This window comes from Zunongwangia profunda SM-A87 (assembly GCF_000023465.1).
Classification (GTDB): Bacteria; Bacteroidota; Bacteroidia; order Flavobacteriales; family Flavobacteriaceae; genus Zunongwangia; species Zunongwangia profunda.
This window is the reverse complement of sequence record NC_014041.1, coordinates 2,181,029-2,200,876: the sequence shown is the minus strand read 5'-3', so window position 1 is coordinate 2,200,876 and position 19,848 is coordinate 2,181,029. Positions and strand designations below refer to the sequence as shown.

At 35.4% G+C, this 19,848-nt stretch carries 23 protein-coding genes; 14 read left to right on the top strand and 9 right to left on the bottom strand.

The features are described 5' to 3' along the window. The first annotated feature begins 58 nt into the window (after nucleotides 1-58). From rmuC to ZPR_RS09730, 6 genes are all read left to right on the top strand, one after another. Nucleotides 59-1,459 carry a DNA recombination protein RmuC gene (gene rmuC, locus ZPR_RS09755; RefSeq protein ID WP_013071484.1) on the top strand — a complete coding sequence of 467 codons (1,401 nt, stop codon included), beginning with the start codon at nucleotides 59-61 and terminating at the stop codon, nucleotides 1,457-1,459. Further along, nucleotides 1,456-2,598, top strand: coding sequence for a serine hydrolase domain-containing protein (locus tag ZPR_RS09750; RefSeq protein WP_041578822.1), 1,143 nt, complete (start codon nucleotides 1,456-1,458; stop codon nucleotides 2,596-2,598). The genes rmuC and ZPR_RS09750 overlap by 4 nt, the downstream gene beginning before the upstream one ends. A gap of 1 nt (nucleotide 2,599) precedes the next feature. Beyond that, nucleotides 2,600-2,968, top strand: coding sequence for a hypothetical protein (locus tag ZPR_RS09745; RefSeq protein WP_013071482.1), 369 nt, complete (start codon nucleotides 2,600-2,602; stop codon nucleotides 2,966-2,968). After that, complete coding sequence (locus ZPR_RS09740) at nucleotides 2,965-3,516, top strand: acyl-CoA thioesterase (RefSeq protein WP_013071481.1); 552 nt, start codon at nucleotides 2,965-2,967, stop codon at nucleotides 3,514-3,516. Before ZPR_RS09745 ends, ZPR_RS09740 begins: the two co-directional genes overlap by 4 nt. A 2-nt stretch (nucleotides 3,517-3,518) precedes the next feature. Further along, on the top strand, nucleotides 3,519-4,481 hold the full coding sequence (locus ZPR_RS09735) for a bile acid:sodium symporter family protein (protein ID WP_013071480.1): 963 nt from the start codon (nucleotides 3,519-3,521) through the stop codon (nucleotides 4,479-4,481). Between the two features lie 181 nt (nucleotides 4,482-4,662). Further along, nucleotides 4,663-5,121, top strand: a complete 459-nt coding sequence (locus ZPR_RS09730; protein WP_013071478.1) for a hypothetical protein — start codon at nucleotides 4,663-4,665, stop codon at nucleotides 5,119-5,121. A 10-nt stretch (nucleotides 5,122-5,131) separates the two neighbouring features. Here the strand turns inward: ZPR_RS09730 and ZPR_RS09725 are convergent, their stop codons facing one another. From ZPR_RS09725 to rpmH, 3 genes are all read right to left on the bottom strand, one after another. Further along, the gene (locus ZPR_RS09725) at nucleotides 5,132-5,536 is read right to left on the bottom strand and encodes a DUF423 domain-containing protein (protein ID WP_013071477.1); all 405 of its coding nucleotides are present in this window, start codon (nucleotides 5,534-5,536) and stop codon (nucleotides 5,132-5,134) included. 152 nt (nucleotides 5,537-5,688) lie between these two features. After that, nucleotides 5,689-8,541 carry a carbamoyl-phosphate synthase large subunit gene (gene carB, locus ZPR_RS09720; protein WP_013071476.1) on the bottom strand — a complete coding sequence of 951 codons (2,853 nt, stop codon included), beginning with the start codon at nucleotides 8,539-8,541 and terminating at the stop codon, nucleotides 5,689-5,691. Nucleotides 8,542-8,644: 103 nt separating this feature from the next. Continuing rightward, nucleotides 8,645-8,803 carry a 50S ribosomal protein L34 gene (gene rpmH / locus ZPR_RS22950; RefSeq protein WP_013071475.1) on the bottom strand — a complete coding sequence of 53 codons (159 nt, stop codon included), beginning with the start codon at nucleotides 8,801-8,803 and terminating at the stop codon, nucleotides 8,645-8,647. A gap of 153 nt (nucleotides 8,804-8,956) precedes the next feature. On the opposite strand from rpmH, the gene ZPR_RS09715 reads away from it, so the two are divergent. Continuing rightward, on the top strand, nucleotides 8,957-9,472 hold the full coding sequence (locus ZPR_RS09715; RefSeq protein ID WP_013071473.1) for a hypothetical protein: 516 nt from the start codon (nucleotides 8,957-8,959) through the stop codon (nucleotides 9,470-9,472). Between the two features lie 119 nt (nucleotides 9,473-9,591). Beyond that, nucleotides 9,592-10,335: a TlpA family protein disulfide reductase gene (locus ZPR_RS09710; RefSeq protein WP_013071472.1), complete on the top strand. Its 744-nt coding sequence runs from the start codon at nucleotides 9,592-9,594 to the stop codon at nucleotides 10,333-10,335. A 70-nt stretch (nucleotides 10,336-10,405) separates the two neighbouring features. Here the strand turns inward: ZPR_RS09710 and ZPR_RS09705 are convergent, their stop codons facing one another. From ZPR_RS09705 to ZPR_RS09695, 3 genes are read right to left on the bottom strand one after another with little or no spacing between them, the layout of a single operon-like run. Then, nucleotides 10,406-11,329, bottom strand: coding sequence for a M28 family metallopeptidase (locus tag ZPR_RS09705; protein WP_013071471.1), 924 nt, complete (start codon nucleotides 11,327-11,329; stop codon nucleotides 10,406-10,408). A 26-nt stretch (nucleotides 11,330-11,355) separates the two neighbouring features. After that, on the bottom strand, nucleotides 11,356-12,300 hold the full coding sequence (locus ZPR_RS09700; protein WP_013071470.1) for a lytic transglycosylase domain-containing protein: 945 nt from the start codon (nucleotides 12,298-12,300) through the stop codon (nucleotides 11,356-11,358). Nucleotide 12,301: 1 nt separating this feature from the next. After that, complete coding sequence (locus ZPR_RS09695; RefSeq protein ID WP_148211699.1) at nucleotides 12,302-13,015, bottom strand: alpha/beta fold hydrolase; 714 nt, start codon at nucleotides 13,013-13,015, stop codon at nucleotides 12,302-12,304. 214 nt (nucleotides 13,016-13,229) lie between these two features. Between ZPR_RS09695 and ZPR_RS09690 the strand changes: the two genes are divergently transcribed. Continuing rightward, the gene (locus ZPR_RS09690) at nucleotides 13,230-13,946 is read left to right on the top strand and encodes a pirin family protein (protein WP_013071468.1); all 717 of its coding nucleotides are present in this window, start codon (nucleotides 13,230-13,232) and stop codon (nucleotides 13,944-13,946) included. A 59-nt stretch (nucleotides 13,947-14,005) separates the two neighbouring features. Next, nucleotides 14,006-14,311 (top strand): hypothetical protein, encoded by a 306-nt coding sequence (locus tag ZPR_RS09685; RefSeq protein WP_013071467.1) that lies wholly within the window; start codon nucleotides 14,006-14,008, stop codon nucleotides 14,309-14,311. On the opposite strand, the gene mtaB is transcribed toward ZPR_RS09685, so the two are convergent. Continuing rightward, nucleotides 14,308-15,645 carry a tRNA (N(6)-L-threonylcarbamoyladenosine(37)-C(2))-methylthiotransferase MtaB gene (mtaB, locus tag ZPR_RS09680; protein ID WP_013071466.1) on the bottom strand — a complete coding sequence of 446 codons (1,338 nt, stop codon included), beginning with the start codon at nucleotides 15,643-15,645 and terminating at the stop codon, nucleotides 14,308-14,310. The genes ZPR_RS09685 and mtaB overlap by 4 nt on opposite strands. Before the next feature lie 316 nt (nucleotides 15,646-15,961). Here mtaB and ZPR_RS09675 point away from each other — a divergent pair, with 316 nt between their 5' ends. The 3 genes from ZPR_RS09675 (at nucleotide 15,962) to ZPR_RS09665 (ending at nucleotide 17,508) form a co-directional block, all read left to right on the top strand. Continuing rightward, complete coding sequence (locus tag ZPR_RS09675; protein ID WP_041579924.1) at nucleotides 15,962-16,759, top strand: HipA family kinase; 798 nt, start codon at nucleotides 15,962-15,964, stop codon at nucleotides 16,757-16,759. Next, nucleotides 16,737-17,120 carry a DUF3037 domain-containing protein gene (locus tag ZPR_RS09670; RefSeq protein WP_041578820.1) on the top strand — a complete coding sequence of 128 codons (384 nt, stop codon included), beginning with the start codon at nucleotides 16,737-16,739 and terminating at the stop codon, nucleotides 17,118-17,120. The genes ZPR_RS09675 and ZPR_RS09670 overlap by 23 nt, the downstream gene beginning before the upstream one ends. A gap of 85 nt (nucleotides 17,121-17,205) precedes the next feature. Then, nucleotides 17,206-17,508, top strand: coding sequence for a hypothetical protein (locus tag ZPR_RS09665; RefSeq protein WP_148211698.1), 303 nt, complete (start codon nucleotides 17,206-17,208; stop codon nucleotides 17,506-17,508). Nucleotides 17,509-17,587: 79 nt separating this feature from the next. Here ZPR_RS09665 and ZPR_RS09660 read toward each other — a convergent pair whose 3' ends face one another. After that, nucleotides 17,588-18,760 carry a GlmU family protein gene (locus ZPR_RS09660; protein WP_013071462.1) on the bottom strand — a complete coding sequence of 391 codons (1,173 nt, stop codon included), beginning with the start codon at nucleotides 18,758-18,760 and terminating at the stop codon, nucleotides 17,588-17,590. 140 nt (nucleotides 18,761-18,900) lie between these two features. After that, nucleotides 18,901-19,158: a type B 50S ribosomal protein L31 gene (locus tag ZPR_RS09655; protein ID WP_013071461.1), complete on the bottom strand. Its 258-nt coding sequence runs from the start codon at nucleotides 19,156-19,158 to the stop codon at nucleotides 18,901-18,903. 148 nt (nucleotides 19,159-19,306) lie between these two features. Here ZPR_RS09655 and ZPR_RS09650 point away from each other — a divergent pair, with 148 nt between their 5' ends. Continuing rightward, a complete protein-coding gene (locus tag ZPR_RS09650; protein ID WP_013071460.1) occupies nucleotides 19,307-19,846 on the top strand; it encodes a DUF4199 domain-containing protein in 540 nt (179 codons plus the stop codon). Nucleotides 19,847-19,848: the final 2 nt, after the last annotated feature.

Below are 19,848 nucleotides of genomic sequence, written 5' to 3'. Positions count from 1 at the left end.
TACTGATTTTAAGCATTAAAAAAGTTATAGTTATATTTGAAATAAACCCACTTGTTACATGGATCAAATTTTGCCGTTTTTAGTTGTTTTCATTATTGCTTTGGCCGTAGGATTTCTTCTTGGAAATCTTATTTCAGGATTAAAATCCAATAATAAAATAGCGATTCAGGAAGAGAAAATTAGTCAACTTTTACTTGAGATAGAAAAACTTAATGATCTGGAAAACAATAATTTAAATGAATACAAAAACAGCATTCAAACTACTAAAGATGAGCTGCTAATAAAATTAGCAGAGGCAAAAACCGAACGTGAGGCCCTACGTAAGGAAAAAGATTTCTTATATAACGAACTTACCCGAAAAAATGCCGATTACGAACATCTTTTAGCACGCCAAAGCGAACAGAAAAAAGAGCTCGAAAAGCTACAGGAAAAATTCAGTATTCAGTTTGAAAATTTAGCCAATAAAATCCTCGAAAATAAGTCCGAAAAATTCACCAATTTAAACAAAGAAAATATTCAAAACATCCTCTTTCCTCTACAGGAAAAAATTCAGCTATTTGAAAAGAAAATCGAAGAGGGTCAAAAGGAAAGTATCAATAGGCATGCGATGCTTAGGGAACAGATTATTGGTTTAAAAGACCTGAATTTACAAATGAGTAAAGAAGCCAATAATCTTACCAAAGCGTTAAAGGGAGACGCCAAAATGCAAGGTAACTGGGGAGAGATGGTTTTAGAAAGAGTATTGGAAAAAAGCGGCTTGCAAAAAGATCGTGAATATAGCGTACAACAATCGTTTACTAATGACGATGGAAAACGCGTTTTACCCGATGTAATCATTAATCTTCCCGGTGATAAGAAAATGATTATAGATTCTAAAGTTTCTTTAAATGCTTATGAACGTTATGTAAACGCGACTGATGAAGATGAAAAACCCACACATCTTAAAAACCACCTTATTGCACTTAGAAACCGTATCAACGAACTCAGCCATAAAAACTACCATCAATTATACGGTGTAGAAAGTCCGGATTTTGTGTTACTTTTTATTCCTATTGAAGCTGCTTTTGCCATTGCATCGAATAATTATCCCAATTTATACAGTGAGGCTTTCGATAAAAATATCATTTTAGTAACCCCCACAACGCTTTTAGCGGTACTCAGGACTATCGATAGTATGTGGCAAAACGAAAAGCAAAAGGAAAATGCTATCGAAATTGCTACACAGGCGGGAAAGTTATATGACCAATTCACCAATCTTACCGACGAACTTTTAAAAGTAGGTAGACAACTTAGCACCGTTCAAAATAGTTATGATGGTGCCATGAAAAAACTAACCGGCAAAGGGAATTTGATTTCCCGGGTAGAAAAACTAAAAAGATTGGGTGCTAAAGCCAGTAAACAAATTGATACGAATCTTGTAAAGAAATCATCTAACGACCTTTCTAATTTAAATCCATGATAAAGTCATTTCAAATTTATGCCATTCTGAGTTTCACTTTAATGTTGTACTCTTTAAATGCGCAGAGTATCTATTTTCCAGAATTTGGAACATGGCAGGAAAAAGAAGCTTCAGCATATAGTTATGACTTTACTGAAGCCATACAATTTGCTAAAGATCATGAGTATAGCGAATCCCGTGACCTGCGACAGGCGATTTTAAAGGGATTTATGAAGGAACCTTTTCATCAACTTTTAGGACCGGTAAGACGTCGTGGCGGACCTGCCGGAATTATTTTAAAAAATGGCTATATTATTTCTAAATGGGGAGATACCAAAAAAGTAGATATGACCTTTAGCGTTACTAAAAGCTTTTTAGCAGCTACTGCCCTACTGGCTATTGATAGTACTTTGATTGCTCCTGAAGATCCAGTGAAAGATTATGTTTGGGACGGTACTTTTGACGGGGAACATAATGCTAAAATTACCTGGAAAAATTTATTGCAACAAAATTCGGATTGGAGTGGTGAACTTTGGGATTCTTATGATTGGGCCGACAGGCCTCCTAGCGATGGGAATATTGATAGCTGGCGATCCAGAGAATTACACGAGCCAGGATCATATTTTAAATACAATGATGTTCGTGTAAACGTATTGGCTTACTCCCTCTTAAATGTTTTTAGACAACCTTTGCCCAAAATACTAAAATCTAAAATAATGGATCCTATTGGCGCTTCTACAACCTGGCGCTGGTATGGTTACGATAATTCCTGGGTAACTATTGACGGGCTCCAGATGCAATCTGTTAGTGGTGGTGGACATTCAGGTGGCGGGATGTTTATTAATACTGAAGATATGGCTCGATTTGGTTTGTTATTTATGAATAACGGGAGCTGGAATGGCAAATCACTTATTTCTTCTAAAGTTATAAAAGAAGCCATACAACCTTCCAAGTCTAATCCAAATTATGGCTATATGTGGTGGTTAAACCCTGAAAAATCTCAAAAATGGGAAAAAATTGGCGCTCATATTTTTTATGCTGCAGGATTTGGTGGTAATTTTATCGTTGTAGATCAAAAAGAAAATCTCGTTATTGTAACCAGATGGTTGGAACCTTCGAAAATCGAAGATTTTTTAAACCTTGTGTATAATAATATTTAGAATGAAAAAAGTCCTTTACTACATTCTTGGCGGTATTTTCCTGTTGTTTTTGCTGTATTTTGCATTTGCCTATTTTGCAACCTATAGTGAAGGCACTAGAACCGGTGAACTTATAAAATTCAGTAAAAAAGGTGTTGTTTTTAAAACCTGGGAAGGCGAAATTAGCCAGGGAATTAGCGGTGCACAGATTTTTAGCTTTTCCGTATTAAAAGAAGATAAAGACGTTGTAAAGGCATTACAGAAAAACGAAGGTAACTATGTAAAACTTTATTATGTAGAACGCTATGCAACCTTTGTTTTTTGGGGTGACACCAAATATTTTGTCACCAGAGTAGAAGAAGCACAATCCCCACATTTTAGAGACAGATGACCAATTCAAAAGAATTTAAACGAGTAGAAGACTCACAGGTAACCATTTCAGAATTAATGTTACCTAATCGAGCAAATTTTAACGGCAAAATTCACGGTGGTTATGTTTTGTCACTGCTAGACCAAATAGCTTTTGCCTGTGCCTCCAAACATTCTGGCACCTATTGCGTAACGGCTAGCGTAGACACTGTAGATTTTCTTGCTCCTATAGAAGTTGGAGAACTTTTAACCATGAAAGCATCGGTGAATTACGTAGGTAGAAGTTCTATGGTTATTGGTATACGCGTAGAATCCGAAAATATACAGACCGGTGAAAAAAAGCATTGTAATTCTTCTTACTTTACCATGGTGGCTAAAGATAAAGAAGGAAAATCTATTAGTGTTCCCGGCCTTATTTTAGATAATGATCATGATATTAGAAGATTTACCAAAAGCATAAAGAGGAATAAAATGAAGAGCAAAAGGGTTAGCGAATTTAAGGAAACCGATTTTGTATCTGAAAATTACCTGCACATGCTGGAAGATTATAAGGTAAAAATAGACCGATAGTTGTGAAGTTTAACGGTTTTATCGTTTCGCTTTTTGGTGTTATTTTATTAGCGTACCTGCTTCCGCAAGGAAATGAAATATTGCCTTTAAAAACCATCACCGATATTGGAATAGGTTTTATATTCTTTTTCTATGGATTAAAATTGGCACCACAGGAAATTAAACAGGGGCTTTTAAACTACAAAGTACACCTAATTGTACAACTCACCACGTTTATAGTTTTTCCGCTCTTAGCACTCGCCTATTTACCTTTGTTCGAGCAAGGAAAAGACTCTGAATTATGGACGGCTATTTTCTTTTTAGCCACACTTCCTTCTACCGTAAGCTCCTCGATTGTAATGGTAGCTTTAGCCAAGGGAAATTTACCTGCCGCTATTTTTAATGCCAGTTTATCGGGACTTATAGGTATTTTTGCAACTCCTATTTGGCTGAGTATCATTTTGGGAAAAAGCGCCGATTTTCAGTTTTTAGATATCTTATTAAAATTAGGCTGGCAAATCTTGGCGCCTTTGATTGTGGGCCTCATCCTGCAGCGAATTTTTGGAAATTGGGCCAGAAAACACAGTAAACAGCTTGCCCTTTTTGATAAAGGAATTATCCTGATTATCGTGTATAGCAGTTTTAGCAATTCCTTTACTTCTAACTTATTTGATGCTATCGATCTAAGCGGATTCTTGTTGTTGATAGTAAGTGTTTTAGTGTTGTTTTTTGCGGTGTATTACCTCACAGCACTTGCTAGTAACCTGCTCAAGCTAACTTTAGAGGATAAAATTACTGCCCAGTTTTGCGGAACCAAAAAATCCCTGGTTCACGGCTCGGTTATGGTAAATGTAATCTTCGGTAATTCTGCAAATACAGGCTTATTATTACTCCCTATTATGCTTTTTCACTCTTCTCAACTTATTTTGATTGCTTACTTCGCAGAAAAATATAGAAAAAGAAAGCCGGAGATGGCAAAAATATAATTTTGATTCAAGAAGCTAAAGGCAAAACAATTTGGTATAAACCTAACCATATTTTTAAAATTTCAATGCTTCCTGATAATGATTGAGACATAGATAATACACCTGTTGCGGCGGCCAATAAAATTTTGTTAAGCCATTGGCGTTTATAGAAAGACCTTTTACCTTTATAAAAAATTAAGACATGAAAACCGGACTACTTATCCTGAGCTTAGGTGGAATTTTAATGATTTCCTGCAAAAACAACGAAAATCAGGAGGCTAAAAAAAGTGAATCTGTCGTGCAATCGCAACAGCCAGAAGATGAAGAAGAAATTCCGGTAAAAATGTGCTATTTATATGCTTCAGAAACCGATACCATTAGTCTTAATATTGAAAAATTAAATAAGAATGTTTCCGGAAGTCTTGTTTATATGCTCTATGAAAAAGATGTAAACCGAGGGGAAATTTCAGGAATTATGAAGGGAGACACCCTTTTTGCAGATTATGAATTTATGAGCGAAGGAAAAAATTCAGTTCGGCCCATTATGTTCCTTCAAAAAGGTAATCAATTAATAGAAGGTTACGCCTCTGGGCAGGATAGTACCGCTTACAAATTCAATGAAGATTTCGCCTTAACCCGCACCAATTGTGGTGTTAATTAAGCAATTCCATTTATTGGGCAGGATTTAAATAAGTAGCAATTTTAGCAATATTAATTATAAATAAAACCCATCCAATCACCAGTGTAAGTCCGCCTAGCGGAGTTACAGGCCCTAAAAAGCGCATTTTCTTTCCTTGTGCATCACTTAATACCAAACCATAAATACTAAAGGAAAATAACAGTACCCCAATTACGAAACACCAGCCGGTAATTTCCTGAGAAACTTCCCGAAAAGGAAATGCGATAGCGGCCACTATAAGAATCAAAGCATGGTACATTTGGTATCTTACACCGGTTTCAAAACTTTTTTGTTGCTCTTCAGATAATTTCTTTTTTAAGGCATGTGCGCCAAAAGCACCAAAGATCACTGCTAGACATCCGTAAATACCACCTATTACTAAAAAAAGCTCTTTCATTCTTTATAAAATTGATTCAGATTTAATTGAATTTCGAAATACTAAGTTATGACGTTGGTTAGCTATTTAAAATAAAAAATCCTCTGTAAAATTCAGCTTAACAAATGCCTAAAATCTACAGAGGATCTCTTATTAATAGTAATTACGCTATTTTATTTGCTTAAATACATTTTTCTACGTGTATAGAGATTGTAGAAATCGTCATCTTTAAGGTCTTTGATAAATAAGATACTTTCACCTGTACTCTTCATCTCTGGTCCCAATTGTTTGTTTACTTTATGGAATTTTTCAAAAGAGAATACCGGTTGTTTTATCGCATAACCATCCAACTGCGGGTTAAAGGTAAAATCTTTAATCTTTTTATCGCCTAACATCACTTTGGTAGCATAGTTTACATAAGGCTCTTTATAAGCTTTAGCTATAAACGGTACCGTTCTGGATGCTCTTGGGTTTGCTTCAATAATGTAGACCTTATCCTCTTTTATCGCAAACTGGATATTGATTAATCCAACAGTGTTTAAAGCAAGAGCAATTTTTCTGGTGTGATCTTTTATCTGTTGTAGTACCAAATCTCCCAAAGTAAAAGGAGGAAGCAGTGCATTCGAATCTCCAGAGTGAATACCACAAGGCTCAATATGCTCCATGATACCAATAATATACACATCTTCGCCATCGCAAATGGCATCAGCTTCAGCTTCAATAGCTCCGTCTAAATAATGATCCAGTAATAATTTGTTATTTGGAATCTTGCGTAGAAGATCTACTACGGTTTCTTCTAACTCCTGCTTATTAATTACGATTTTCATTCCCTGCCCACCAAGAACATAAGAAGGACGAACCAAAATTGGGAAATCTAACTGATCTGCTAATTTTAGTGCCTCTTCAGCGTTCTCTGCAGTTCCGAATTCAGGATAAGGAATATCATTTTTCTGAAGTAATGTCGAGAAGCTACCGCGATCTTCAGCAAGATCCAGCGCTTCAAAGCTGGTACCTATAATCTTAATGCCGTAACGCTCTAATTTTTCAGCAAGTTTTAGAGCGGTTTGCCCTCCAAGCTGAACAATTACTCCTTCCGGCTTTTCATGCCTAATGATATCGTAAATATGTTCCCAGAATACCGGCTCGAAATAAAGTTTATCTGCTACGTCAAAATCTGTAGAAACCGTTTCTGGGTTACAGTTAATCATAATGGTTTCGTAACCACATTCCGCTGCGGCCAAAACTCCATGTACACAACTGTAATCAAACTCGATTCCCTGCCCTATTCTGTTTGGCCCAGATCCTAATACCACAATCTTTTTACGATCGGTAACCACACTCTCGTTTGCGGTATATTTCTTACCATCTGCAGTTTCTATAGCTGCTTCAAAAGTAGAGTAATAATAAGGCGTCTCTGCCTTAAACTCTGCTGCACAGGTATCTACAAGTTTGTATACACGGTTTATATCTAATTCACTGCGTTTATTATAAACTTCACTTTCAAGGCATTTTACCATATAAGCAATTTGCCTGTCTGCAAAACCTTTTTGTTTGGCTTCCAGCATCAAATCTTTTGGAAGAGAATTGATATCGTAAGTACTAATTTCTTTTTCCAGCATATAAAGCTCCTCATACTGCTTAAGGAACCACATATCGATTTTAGTAATTTCATGAATTCGGCTTAACGGAATTCCTGCCTGAATGGCATCATAAATTACAAATACCCTATCCCAGCTGGCATAAGTAAGTTTCTCGATAATTTCATCATACTTGGTATATCCCTTACCATCTGCTCCAAGGCCATTTCTCTTAATCTCTAGAGATTGCGTTGCTTTATGTAGAGCTTCCTGAAAAGAACGACCAATTCCCATAACTTCACCAACCGCTTTCATTTGAAGTCCTAAAGTTCTGTCTGAACCTTCAAACTTATCAAAATTCCATCGAGGTATTTTTACGATTACATAATCTAAAGATGGCTCAAATAAAGCTGATGTAGATTGTGTAATTTGGTTATCTAGTTCATCTAATGTATAACCTAGAGCCAACTTAGTAGCTATTTTTGCAATAGGATACCCTGTTGCTTTAGATGCCAATGCCGAAGATCTGGATACACGAGGGTTAATTTCGATCGCATAAATTTCTTCTTTTTCATCCGGGCTTACCGCAAACTGTACATTACATCCACCGGCAAAATCCCCGATACTGCGCATCATTTTTATAGCAAGATCACGCATTCTCTGGAACGCACTATCACTAAGTGTCATTGCAGGAGCAACAGTTATCGAATCTCCGGTATGGATTCCCATAGGATCCATATTCTCGATAGTACAGATAATTACAACATTATCATTCTTATCTCGAAGCAATTCTAATTCGTATTCTTTCCAACCAAGAAGTGCTTTATCGATAAGGACTTCATGAATAGGAGAAGCTTCGAGACCACGAGTAAGCATCTCGTCAAAATCCTCAGCTTTATGAACAAAACCTGCTCCACTACCTCCTAAAGTAAATGAAGCCCTGATCACTAGCGGAAAACCAAATTCCTGGGCAACTTCTTTTCCCTGAAGATAAGAAGTTACTGTTTTTGCAGGAGCTACCGGAATACCTATACGCTCCATTAACTGTTTAAACTGTTCTCTATCTTCTGTAATATTAATGGCATCGATATCAACACCAATAAGTTTTACATCATAATCCTTCCAGATTCCCTTATCATCAGCTTCAATACACAGGTTTAATGCCGTTTGGCCTCCCATTGTAGGTAATACGGCGTCAATATTAGGATGAGCCTCAAGAATTTCTATAATAGATTTAGTGGTAAGCGGCTTAAGATACACATGATCTGCCATAGAAGGATCTGTCATAATCGTAGCCGGGTTAGAGTTGATAAGAATCGTCTCTATACCGTCTTCACGCAAAGATCTAAGTGACTGTGTTCCTGAATAATCAAATTCACAGGCCTGTCCGATCACAATCGGTCCAGAACCAATAATCAAAATACTTTTAAGATTGTTGTTTTTGGGCATTTTAAATTGTGTTGTGGTGGTATAAATGTAAGAAGCTATTAGATATAAAAAAAGGCGTTACTAAAAAAGTAACACCTTTAATATTTTAAATCACTAACTATCATTAGTGTTTATGTCTGTTTTCAGAAGATACAGATAATTTCTTTCTACCTTTTGCTCTTCTTCTGGCAAGGACTTTTCTACCGTTCACACTAGCCATACGCTCTCTAAATCCGTGCTTATTTTTTCTTTTTCTCTTAGATGGTTGAAACGTTCTTTTCATTTTACTGTATCTTTAATCTTCTGTGAAATCTTTTTTTGTTGCTCTTTTTAAAACTGCGTGCAAATATACAAAGCTTTTTAACTCTTCCAAATAGAAAATTAAATTATTTTTAAATCTTTTTATTACCTTTGGCGGCTCAAAAATCAATGCATTATGTTCAATAAAAATATAAAGTTAGTATTAGCAGGATTAGTTTTAGCTGCAGCCGTTTGGCAATTTATCGAAGGGTATATTGGAAATGGGATTATGCTTATCCTATTAGCAGGTATCTTTGTATTTTTATATTTTAAAAATGAGATTATTCTTTTAGCTTTTTTAAGACTTCGGAAACAGGATTTCCCAGGCGCTAAGAAATGGTTAGATAAAATAAAAAAACCAGAAGCTGTACTTACTAAAAAGCAACAGGGATATTACTGGTATTTACATGGTTTAATGGTTTCTCAAACCAACATGACCCAGGCCGAGAAACATTTTAAAAAAGCTATAAAACTAGGCTTATCTATGGATCATGATCTTGCTATGGCCAAACTAAACCTGGCAGGCATTGCGATGACCAAAAGAAGAAAACGTGAGGCTACCAACCTATTGGCCGAAGCTAAAAAGCTAGATAAACATGGTATGCTTACAGACCAGATAAGGATGATGAAACAACAAATGAAAAAAATATAACTTCTTACAATATTTTCCTATTACTTATCGACCCGTAATTTTGTTATTGGTCGATATTATTTCACATTGTAGTAAGTATTTATTATTTTTGAAAGACCTAACTATTCGTCTAAACTTCAATGAAGCAATTATTATGCATTCTATTGATTTTTTTGTTCTTCAATGCCGTTTCAATTTCTGCCCAGGAAAAGAAAACTGATAGCATCAAAGACAAAGTACTTTTTACAGAAGCCTTAGCCCTACATTTAGCCGATTATAACGAGAAAGCCGATTTTGCCTACCGGCAGAGGAATTTTAAAAAAGCGCAACATTTATTTGATTCTATTACGGTAAACCACCTAACAGGATCGTATATTAATAACTTTAAGTTTCACAACTTAAGAGGCAAAGAAGTCTATCTTTACGATTTCGACAAATCAATTTATTTAATTACTTATGCTTCCTGGTGTATTCCCGGAAAAGGAGCTATTCCCGCTATCAACGAGATTGCAAAAAAATATAAAGATCAAATTCAGATCATTATTTTATTTTGGGATACCCGGGATAAAGTAAAAAAGGTATCTAAAGAATTTAGTAATACGGTAAACATTGTTTATGTAGACGAAACACAGAACAAATCGCCTTACGTAGTAAAACAGTTAAAGCATTCATTAGGGCTCCCCACCTGTTTTCTTATAAATAAAGATAAAAGAATTGAAGATATCACCAGGTACACTGCCGTAGCTTATGGAACTCCCATAGAAAATGCTTTAAAGAAAAATTTCAATCAGATTGATGAAGGCATCACAAGCCATCTTATAAATTCTGAGGATACCAAAGTAATTAAATCACAACTTGCTTCTGGGAAAGATAAGAAAGAATAATTTTTTATCATGAACTTGATGAATGATGAATCTATTCATAGATGAAAACAAACGCTATTAGCGCCTGTTTTTAATCTTGAGGTATAAATTTCATTTCCCGTTTAGATGTCGCAATTGCCATTAAAGCACTATAGATATAATTCAATACCTTCACTTCACCGTCCAGATTTAAATTTTCGATATCGTCTGTAGGCTTATGATAATGATCATGACCCCCAGTATGAATTCCCAAAACAGATATCCCTTTATTATAAAAGGAAACATGATCTGATCCTGCAACAGAGCCTGCATGAACTATTGGCTTAACCTGATTAGGTATACCTAAACTATCCATTAATTGCATGCCACCTGGAAAAGTACCGGCACCGCCCATATAAACATGATTTTCTTCATTTAAATGCCCAACCATGTCCATATTTATCATCAACTTAATACTATCCAAAGGTATCGTTGGATGATCTACAAAGTAGGCACTACCTAGCAAGCCCTGTTCTTCAGCCCCAAAAGCGATCAATAAGATGCTTCTTTTTAATAATTTTTGATTGGCTTTAACCTTTTCTGCTATTTCCAATAAAGCGGCAGTACCGCTAGCATTATCATCTGCACCATTGTAAATTGATCCTTCTTTTACTCCTAAATGATCATAATGAGCACCTACAACAATAATTTCATTTTTCAATTTGGGATCTTTACCTTCAATAAATCCTATGACATTCCAGGTTTTCACTTCAGAATTATCACCTTTTAAGCGTGCTGTAAACTCCTGAAGGTCATAAAAGATTCCGTTAGCAGTAAAATCATTTTTTAAGTAATCTACTACCATTTTATTTTCTACAGTTCCAGGAAATCTGCCATTTAGTGAATCATTTGCTAAAAACTGAATATGGTCTTTCAATTCCTGTCTCGTTATTTCTTCTTGAGAAAAAATATAGCCAACCGGACTTATAATGAATAAAATAATTAGAGTAATTGAGGAATTTATTTTTGAAATCATAATAATTAGAATGATAAATCGATGAACTATTGGTAATATCCCTCTTCAGGTATATCTACATAATAGGCTTTCCCGGAAGCATTATTTAAGTGTGCTTCGCGTAACCATGGATTATGAATTTTTAAAATCTTATAGTTAATGCCGTATTTTGCAGCAAAATCCGGAAAGTCATCTACCGCAGTATCTACTTTTACCTTTTTGGTAGGAATGTGTCTGTAAAGATCTGATTCCTCAAATTTAAATCCATATTCGTATGGATTAGACATAATCTCTTTTAAAGCCAGAATTCTAAATACATAACGACCGGTCTCTTCTCCCAGTAATAAATCATAATAATCCTTCACCTTTTGACGTTCCTGCTGCCTTGCAATTCCGGCCCTACCAGCATTATAAGCCGCAGCGGCCAAGGTCCAGCTTCCAAAATCTCTTTTAGATTCTTTCAGGTACTGGCATGCTGCTCTGGTTGATTTTTCAATATGATAACGTTCATCTACATTGCTGTTAATTTCCAGACCTAAATCCCGCCCTGTTCCTTTTAATAGCTGCCAGAACCCAACGGCGTTTGCCGGGCTTACCGCCTGGGTTAACCCACTTTCTATAACCGCTAAATACTTAAAATCATCAGGCACTCCTTCTTCTTTTAAAATAGGTTCAATAACAGGGAAGTATTTATTAGCACGCTTCATTAAAAGTAGTGCATTAGATTGCCAGTAGGTATTTACCAGTAATTCACGATCCAGGCGCTCGTGAATATCGGGATCTGTTAAGGGCACAGATTCTCCTGCAAAATCAATATTTTCTGGAATACTTAATGCTTTTATGGTATATACCTTAGCCACATTCTTATCAAAAGTTTCCTGATAAGCTTCTTTATGCTCTTCCTGAATATCCGGACTCTGAACAGCCTCGGTTATTGCAAAAAATACTGTTGCGGCTCCAACTACTATTAGTCCTGTTTTTAATATTTTCATGTTATATTTTAATAATTTTCGGATTATTCTCTACTGCTTCTTTTCCTTTCAGAATTAATTGGGGCAGGTAGTTATTAAACCACCTAAACCGGTTAATTATCATGACATGGGTTCCTCCTTTTATAACTATCGCATCGTTGATATACTTAATAGGAAAAACAACATCCTTATCACCATGAATATGAATAATCTCCGGGTTTATGGTACTACAATCCCAGTTTACCATATTCTGAATTGCCCACGAAAGATAATATTTATCACGAACCGACAAATACTGACGGTATAATTTTGCTCTTTTTTTAAGATAATCGTTTACGGCAATCTTTTCTAAATGATCTATATAATCTAATAAACCTATAGGAAGTATTTTATACACTCCGGTTTTACTGGCAAACTTCATCTTTTTAGGCAATTCATCCCTACACTTCACACTAGAAATAATGATCAATCGCCTAACCTTAATGTATTTTGCTATTTCCTGTACAATAACTCCGCCAAAAGACACGCCTATCAACACTATATTTTCATGATGAATATTTTCAATCAACCGTTTGGAGTAATCCTGCATACTTTCGTTTGAAGTAGGAATAAGCCATGTTAACCAGTGAATTTTAAATTGATCTTCGGGTAGTTGAATAAACTCAAAAATAGATGGGTTAGCTGCCATTCCCGGCATAAAGTATACGTGAATCAAGTTGTTAGCGCTATCACTCATGTTAGTAAGGCAGCTTTTAAGGTTTAGAAATTGTAATTTTACTCAATAATCGAGATTAAATACTCCAATCCGGGATCTTCCCCATAGTTACTGGGATCAGAATACCCCGAAATAAATATAATTTTTTAATAAATGCCTCAAGGGCTTACCTTAAAAGGTAGTTTATGATCAAAAATAAGACTTAATTATTGGCTTACATAAAAGAAAGAGAAAAATGAGAAATACAATTTATCCAGCAGATTTAAGAGGAAAAGCAGACTTTGGGTGGCTTAATGCCCGCTACTCTTTTAGCTTTGCTAATTATTTTAATCCCAACAATGTACATTTTGGACTTTTACGGGTTTTAAACGATGATTTAGTAAAAGGAGGAATGGGTTTTGGAACGCATCCTCACCAGAATATGGAAATAATAAGCATCCCTCTACAGGGCGCTATAGCTCATAAAGATTCCATGGGGAATGCTTCAACAATCAATGCCGGGGAAGTACAGGTAATGAGTGCAGGAACCGGAGTAGAACATAGCGAATTTAACCCCAATTCTTCAGAAACACTCAATCTTTTACAAATCTGGATCTTTCCTGAAAAAGAAAATGTGGAACCGCGATATGACCAGAAAAATTTTTCTGAATTATTAATTCCCAATACCCTGGTAACCGTTGTTGGTCCTAAAGAAAATAATGAAGAAAATGCCCTTTGGATTCATCAACAAGCATATCTATCCCTTGGAAATTTTGAACAAGGCACAAATTTTGCTTATACTATAAAAGGGAAAAATAGTGGTGTTTATGTCTTTTTAATTGAAGGAGAGGCCAGCATCGATGGCGAGAAGCTAAATAAAAGAGATGCTATGGGAATTTCTGAAACTGAAACTTTCGAGGTTTCTTTCAGTGAGAATAGCAAAATACTACTTATTGAAGTACCTATGGAATAGCAAAAACTTTCTGAATTCGGTGAAACTAAAATTTACCGAATTCAGAATCAAATATTTATATGATGAATGAAGAGGATTTTAAAATTACCAACAATGAATTTTTAAGACAATTCGAAACGACTGTAAATGGCGAGTTGGCCATTATTGAGTATGCTGACCAGGAGCGTAAAATTTTCCTCACCAAGCTTAGAATGCCTAAAGATGTAGCTGAAGAAACTACCAACAAATTTATCGAGGCTGTTTTAGCTGAAATTAAAGAGAATACTAATTGCAGAGTGATGCCAACACATCCCGATATTGCTAAATTTATGCGGCGTAATCGCAGAAAATATAAAGACCTTTTACCAGTAGGGATTAATATTTAAGCGCTTATCGCTTCCGCTTCCTTTACGTATTCAAATCTTACCATACCATCTTCGTCTATTTCTGTAAGTTGAATTTGATGAAGCGTATTTACAAGCTCCGGATTCCACGGAGCTTTTACTTTTACATAATTTTCTGTAAACCCATGAATATAACCTTCTTTATTTTCACCTTCAAAAAGAACAGTATGCGTTGTGCCTAGTTGACTCTCATAAAAAGCTCTTCGCTTTTTTGCAGAAAGTCCTCGTAACATTTTGCTACGTTTTTTACGAACCTTATTAGAAACTACACCATCCATTTCGGCTGCCGGAGTATTATCACGTTCAGAATACGTAAAAACATGTAAATAAGAAATATCCAGTTCGGTTAAAAAGGTATAGGTTTCCAGAAAGTGCTCATCGGTTTCTCCGGGAAACCCAACAATCACATCTACGCCAATACATGCATGAGGCATTACCTTTTTAATTTGCGCAACTCGATCTACATACAACTCACGTAAATAACGGCGTCGCATTAATTTAAGAATATCGTTGCTACCACTTTGTAACGGAATATGAAAATGCGGCACGAATGTACTGCTATCTGAAACAAAATCAATCGTCTCATTTTTAAGCAAATTCGGTTCGATAGAAGAAATTCGAAGTCTTTCAATGCCCTTAACTTCATCCAGCGCTTTTACCAGATCTAAAAAAGTATGCTCATGCTTTTTATTTCCAAACTCGCCTTTCCCATAATCGCCAATATTAACTCCGGTAAGGACTATTTCTTTAATGCCCTGTTCAGAAATTTCAGCAGCATTTTTTAAAACATTTTCCAGTTTATCACTACGGGAAATTCCGCGTGCTAAGGGAATAGTACAATATGTGCATTTATAATCACAACCATCCTGAACTTTAAGGAAAGCCCGGGTACGATCTCCAATAGAATATGATCCTACATAAAAATCGGCTTCCTGAATTTCGCAACTATGTACTTCTCCAAAATCGTTTTTAGAAAGATCATGAAGGTAATCGGTGATCTTAAATTTTTCGGTAGCTCCCAAAACAAGGTCTACACCATCTACAGCTGCCAGTTCTTCTGGCTTTAATTGCGCGTAACAACCTACACCAATAATAAAAGCCTCTTCGTTTGCTTTTTGAGCCTGTTTTACGATGGTTTTAAAGCGCTTATCTGCATTCTCGGTCACAGAACAGGTATTTATTACATAAATATCTGCATACTCGTTAAATTCCACTTTCTCAAATCCTTCCTCCTGGAACGATCTTGCAATTGTTGATGTTTCCGAGAAATTTAGTTTACAACCTAGTGTATAAAAAGCAACTTTTTTATCCATCATTTTCCTGCTCTTTTTAGCAAAAACACATTTTACTTTATTTTGGGGTGCAAATATACTATCTAAAATTGGTTTACTAAAATTGGCTGTCTTGTTTTAGTCTTTGTAAATCAATCCCTTAAAATATTACTCACAGATTTTAAACAATTAGGATAATAATCAAACTATAGTAGTAGAAAAGTTCAAAAAATAATATGCAAAATTCTATAATTTAAGCATAAAGGCCAAGGCACTTAAAAACATAACAAGTTTTCTAGTTTTCAATAATCCTGGTTTTTCCGGCATGTATAAAGATTTATATTTGCTAAAAATAAACGGGATGAGCAATGATGCTTTTAAATTACGAAGGGTAAATGTGATGCGATACATCACACCATTGCGAGAAGGTGGTTCTTTACCTGCGCTTGCCGATGCCGACGATGATTTTAAATACGTTATAAAATTTAGAGGTGCCGGGCATGGCAGTAAAGCTTTGATTGCCGATTTGATTGGTGGTGAAATCGCACGTTTTTTGGGTTTTAAGGTTCCTGAAATTGTTTTTGCTCATTTAGACGAGGCTTTTGGTAGAACTGAAGGTGACGAAGAAATTCAGGATTTACTAAAAGGAAGCCAGGGCTTAAACCTAGGGCTTCATTTTTTATCTGGAGCCATTAATTATGATCCTGTAGTTACCGAAATTGATCCCGAAACCGCCTCCAGAATCGTATGGTTAGATGCCTATTTAACCAATATCGATCGCACGTTTAGAAACACCAATATGTTAAGTTGGCACAATGAACTCTGGCTTATCGATCACGGTGCTTCATTATACTTTCATCATTCCTGGATCAATTGGGAGAAAACAGCAAAAACATCCTTCGCTTTTATAAAAGATCATGTATTACTGCCCCAGGCAAGCGAATTGGAAAAAGCGAATAGCGAACTCAAAAAAAAACTTACCCCAGAAGTCTTAGAAGACATCGTTAATTTAATTCCTGAAGATTGGTTAATTTGGGAAGGAGCCGATGAATCACCTGCAGAGATTAGAGAAGTTTATCTTAAGTTTTTAAAAATACGATTAACTCATTCTGAAATTTTCACAAAACAAGCGCAAGATGCAAGAGAATCACTTATATGAGTATGCCGTAATTAGGATCGTCCCGAAAGTGGAACGGGAAGAATTTATAAATGTTGGCGTGGGCATTTTTTCGAAAAGTACCCGCTTTATCAACATGCGCTATCATTTGGATAAAAACAAATTAAAAGCAATATGTCCAGATTGTGATCCTGAAGAAATAGAAAAAAATTTAGAGTCTTTTAAACGTATTTGTGCAGGAGAAAAAGATGCCGGACCCATTGGGCAAATGGATGCTGCCTCTAGATTTAGATGGTTAACCGCCACTCGCAGCTCTGTGATACAAACCTCCCAGACACATCCAGGATTTAGCAAGGATTTAGAAAAAACATTGAACTCTTTATTTGAAGAAATGGTTTTATAAGAGACTAGAAGATTAAAAACTATAAATACTGGACAAAATTTTCTTTGGTTTTACCTACTTAAAAATTAATGGTAAGTAAAAATCTATGCTCCAGATTCTATTTTCTTATATCTATATTTACAATATGAGTTTTGGTAGTGCCATAGCAGCCATTGTTAGTCAGCGTAACAACAGGAGAAAAAGAACTTCTCAATTAGATCGTTATGCCCAAAAAACAGGATCTAAACTTGGGAAACTTAGTGATCAGGATAAACTTACTGCTACCGAATTAAATCGGCTGGGCCAAAGAATTAAAGCTGAAAATAACAAAAAGCGGCAAAGAGTTATCGCCCTTACCGCTGTAATTATGATTATTGTTACTTCTATCTTCTGGTATTTTATGTTTTAACCTTCAAGCATCTTTGATATTCAAAAATTTCGGTATTAAAATTCTAATATCTAGAAGCGAAGCAATCTAACATCTAATTTTAATATCTACGATACTTAGAAGTTTCTTCGAAGACATGTTCTAAAATTGCTTCATCTTCCTTGGTAAATTCCATTTTACGGCGTTCTAAAACAAGGCAGGCTACTTCAAAAACCTTTTTGGTCTGGTAGGTAGTCATTCCCGAACTTCCACCCCAACTAAAACTTGGCACAAAATTTCGTGGATATCCCGTTCCAAAGATATTACAACTTACTCCAACCACCGTACCGGTATTAAACATCGAATTGATTCCGCATTTACTATGATCGCCCATCATCAACCCACAAAATTGAAGTCCGGTTTTTGCAAAACCCTCCGTCTCGTAATCCCAAAGGCGAACTTCAGCATAATTATTTTTAAGATTTGAATTATTGGTATCTGCTCCCAGATTACACCATTCTCCAAGTACCGAATTTCCTAAATATCCTTCATGGCCTTTATTGGAGTTTTGGAATAATACTGAATTATTGATCTCGCCTCCTGCTCTACTCCCGGGGCCTATGGTTGTTGCTCCATATATTTTAGCGCCCATTTTAACGACTGCTTCTTCACCAATCGCTATAGGGCCACGAAAAAAACAACCTTCCATCACTAAAGCATCTTTTCCTATATAAATCGGGCCGGTACTCGCATTTAAAGAGCAATTTTCAACTACAGCTCCTTCTTCAATAAAAATGTTCTCTGGATTTTTTACAAAGTTCGAAGAATTTATAGGTTCAGATTCACGATCTTCCGTAATTAATTTAAAATCAAAATTAATGGCAAAATCGTTTTTTGAAAAGATATCCCAGGTATGCGCTAGCTTAAGCACTTCGCCTGCAATTTCTAATTGCTTAAATACTTCAAAATCTACCTCCTGATCTTCTTCGGCATAAAAAGCAACGATATCTTCTCCATCAAAGATTGCTTCATTCTTTTTTAAATTCATCACCTGATCGATCAATGCTGAAGAAGGAAAATAGGCGGCATTAATCATAATATTTTCCTCAAACTCTACCAACGGCCACTTTTCACTTAAATAATCCTCGGTAATTGTAGAAGTCGTATTGCCTAAAATATATTCCCAGCGCTCTCGCATGGTCAATATTCCAAACCTAATATCGGCTACCGGCCGGGTAAATGTAAAAGGGAGTAACTGCTTTCTTACCGAACCATCAAAAAGTATATAATTCATTTCCGCACAAAATTTTTATAAAGTTAAAGGGAATTGGATAAGTTTAAAGAAAATGAAGTTAAAATCAATTTAAAAAATACACAAACAAAAAAGGCTGCAAAAAGCAGCCTTTATATATTATAATCTAAAATCCAGAAGAATTATTTCTTCTTCTTGAATTTAGCATATTTGTTCTTGAATTTATCAATTCTACCAGCACTATCCACAAGCTTAGTCTGCCCGGTATAGTATGGATGAGAAGTTCTGGAGATCTCCAATTTGATCAATGGATATTCAGTACCTTCTACTTCAATAGTTTCTCTTGTCTTTGCGGTAGATTTTGTAATGAATACATCGTCGTTAGACATATCTTTAAATGCTACCAATCTATAATTTTCCGGATGGATTCCTTGCTTCATCGCTTTGATCTTTTAATTTTCAGGCTGCAAATTTAAACATTTTATTGATTAATCCAATAACAATTAAAAATATTTTTTTATTTATCCGCTATGTAACGTTTTACTATATTTGCTTACTAACCGATAAACAACAAAATTAATCAAAAAAATGGAAAACTCTACTTCAGTTAAATCGGTTGCGTCACCTTTCGGTATTTATTTAGGAATTATACTCTCACTAATTACTATTTTAGCCTATACATTTAATTTAAAGCTTTTTACAAGTTGGTACCTTGGTGTCTTTAATTTTATTATCATAATTATATTTCTAATCATTTCAGAAATTAAAACAAGAAAAGCCGTTGCAAATCCGGCCTTCCCCTTTAAAGATGCATTTATCGCTTCTTTTATTCCAATTGCAATTGGATTATTAATAAGTACAATAGTATCTATAATTATCTTTAACTTTGTCGATCCTGAAGCTGCTCAAACAGTTATCGAATTGACTGCTGAAATGAGTAGAAATATGATGGAAAGATTTGGTCTTCCCGAAGCTGAGATAGAAAAAGCTGTTGCAGAAGTACTTGAGAGTAATCAATTTACACTTCTAAATCAGCTTAAAAGTTATATATTTCAATTAGCATTTTGGGCTGCTATCAGTTTAATTTTAGCGCTGATTTTCAGAAAAAAAGATCCGCAAACAATTTAATA

Bases quoted from the DNA above. Each gene is read 5' to 3' on its own strand.
- ZPR_RS09730 (WP_013071478.1), top strand. From the start codon at position 4,663: ATGAAAACCGGACTACTTATCCTGAGCTTAGGTGGAATTTTAATGATT.
- ZPR_RS09700 (WP_013071470.1), bottom strand. From the start codon at position 12,300: ATGAAAATATTAAAAACAGGACTAATAGTAGTTGGAGCCGCAACAGTA.
- ZPR_RS09695 (WP_148211699.1), bottom strand. From the start codon at position 13,015: ATGAGTGATAGCGCTAACAACTTGATTCACGTATACTTTATGCCGGGA.
- ZPR_RS09690 (WP_013071468.1), top strand. From the start codon at position 13,230: ATGAGAAATACAATTTATCCAGCAGATTTAAGAGGAAAAGCAGACTTT.
- ZPR_RS09670 (WP_041578820.1), top strand. From the start codon at position 16,737: ATGCAAGAGAATCACTTATATGAGTATGCCGTAATTAGGATCGTCCCG.
- carB (WP_013071476.1), bottom strand. From the start codon at position 8,541: ATGCCCAAAAACAACAATCTTAAAAGTATTTTGATTATTGGTTCTGGA.
- rpmH (WP_013071475.1), bottom strand. From the start codon at position 8,803: ATGAAAAGAACGTTTCAACCATCTAAGAGAAAAAGAAAAAATAAGCAC.
- ZPR_RS09750 (WP_041578822.1), top strand. From the start codon at position 1,456: ATGATAAAGTCATTTCAAATTTATGCCATTCTGAGTTTCACTTTAATG.
- ZPR_RS09745 (WP_013071482.1), top strand. From the start codon at position 2,600: ATGAAAAAAGTCCTTTACTACATTCTTGGCGGTATTTTCCTGTTGTTT.
- ZPR_RS09715 (WP_013071473.1), top strand. From the start codon at position 8,957: ATGTTCAATAAAAATATAAAGTTAGTATTAGCAGGATTAGTTTTAGCT.
- ZPR_RS09655 (WP_013071461.1), bottom strand. From the start codon at position 19,158: ATGAAGCAAGGAATCCATCCGGAAAATTATAGATTGGTAGCATTTAAA.
- ZPR_RS09660 (WP_013071462.1), bottom strand. From the start codon at position 18,760: ATGAATTATATACTTTTTGATGGTTCGGTAAGAAAGCAGTTACTCCCT.
- ZPR_RS09665 (WP_148211698.1), top strand. From the start codon at position 17,206: ATGCTCCAGATTCTATTTTCTTATATCTATATTTACAATATGAGTTTT.
- ZPR_RS09675 (WP_041579924.1), top strand. From the start codon at position 15,962: ATGAGCAATGATGCTTTTAAATTACGAAGGGTAAATGTGATGCGATAC.
- rmuC (WP_013071484.1), top strand. From the start codon at position 59: ATGGATCAAATTTTGCCGTTTTTAGTTGTTTTCATTATTGCTTTGGCC.
- ZPR_RS09740 (WP_013071481.1), top strand. From the start codon at position 2,965: ATGACCAATTCAAAAGAATTTAAACGAGTAGAAGACTCACAGGTAACC.
- ZPR_RS09710 (WP_013071472.1), top strand. From the start codon at position 9,592: ATGAAGCAATTATTATGCATTCTATTGATTTTTTTGTTCTTCAATGCC.
- ZPR_RS09685 (WP_013071467.1), top strand. From the start codon at position 14,006: ATGATGAATGAAGAGGATTTTAAAATTACCAACAATGAATTTTTAAGA.
- ZPR_RS09725 (WP_013071477.1), bottom strand. From the start codon at position 5,536: ATGAAAGAGCTTTTTTTAGTAATAGGTGGTATTTACGGATGTCTAGCA.
- mtaB (WP_013071466.1), bottom strand. From the start codon at position 15,645: ATGATGGATAAAAAAGTTGCTTTTTATACACTAGGTTGTAAACTAAAT.
- ZPR_RS09650 (WP_013071460.1), top strand. From the start codon at position 19,307: ATGGAAAACTCTACTTCAGTTAAATCGGTTGCGTCACCTTTCGGTATT.
- ZPR_RS09705 (WP_013071471.1), bottom strand. From the start codon at position 11,329: ATGATTTCAAAAATAAATTCCTCAATTACTCTAATTATTTTATTCATT.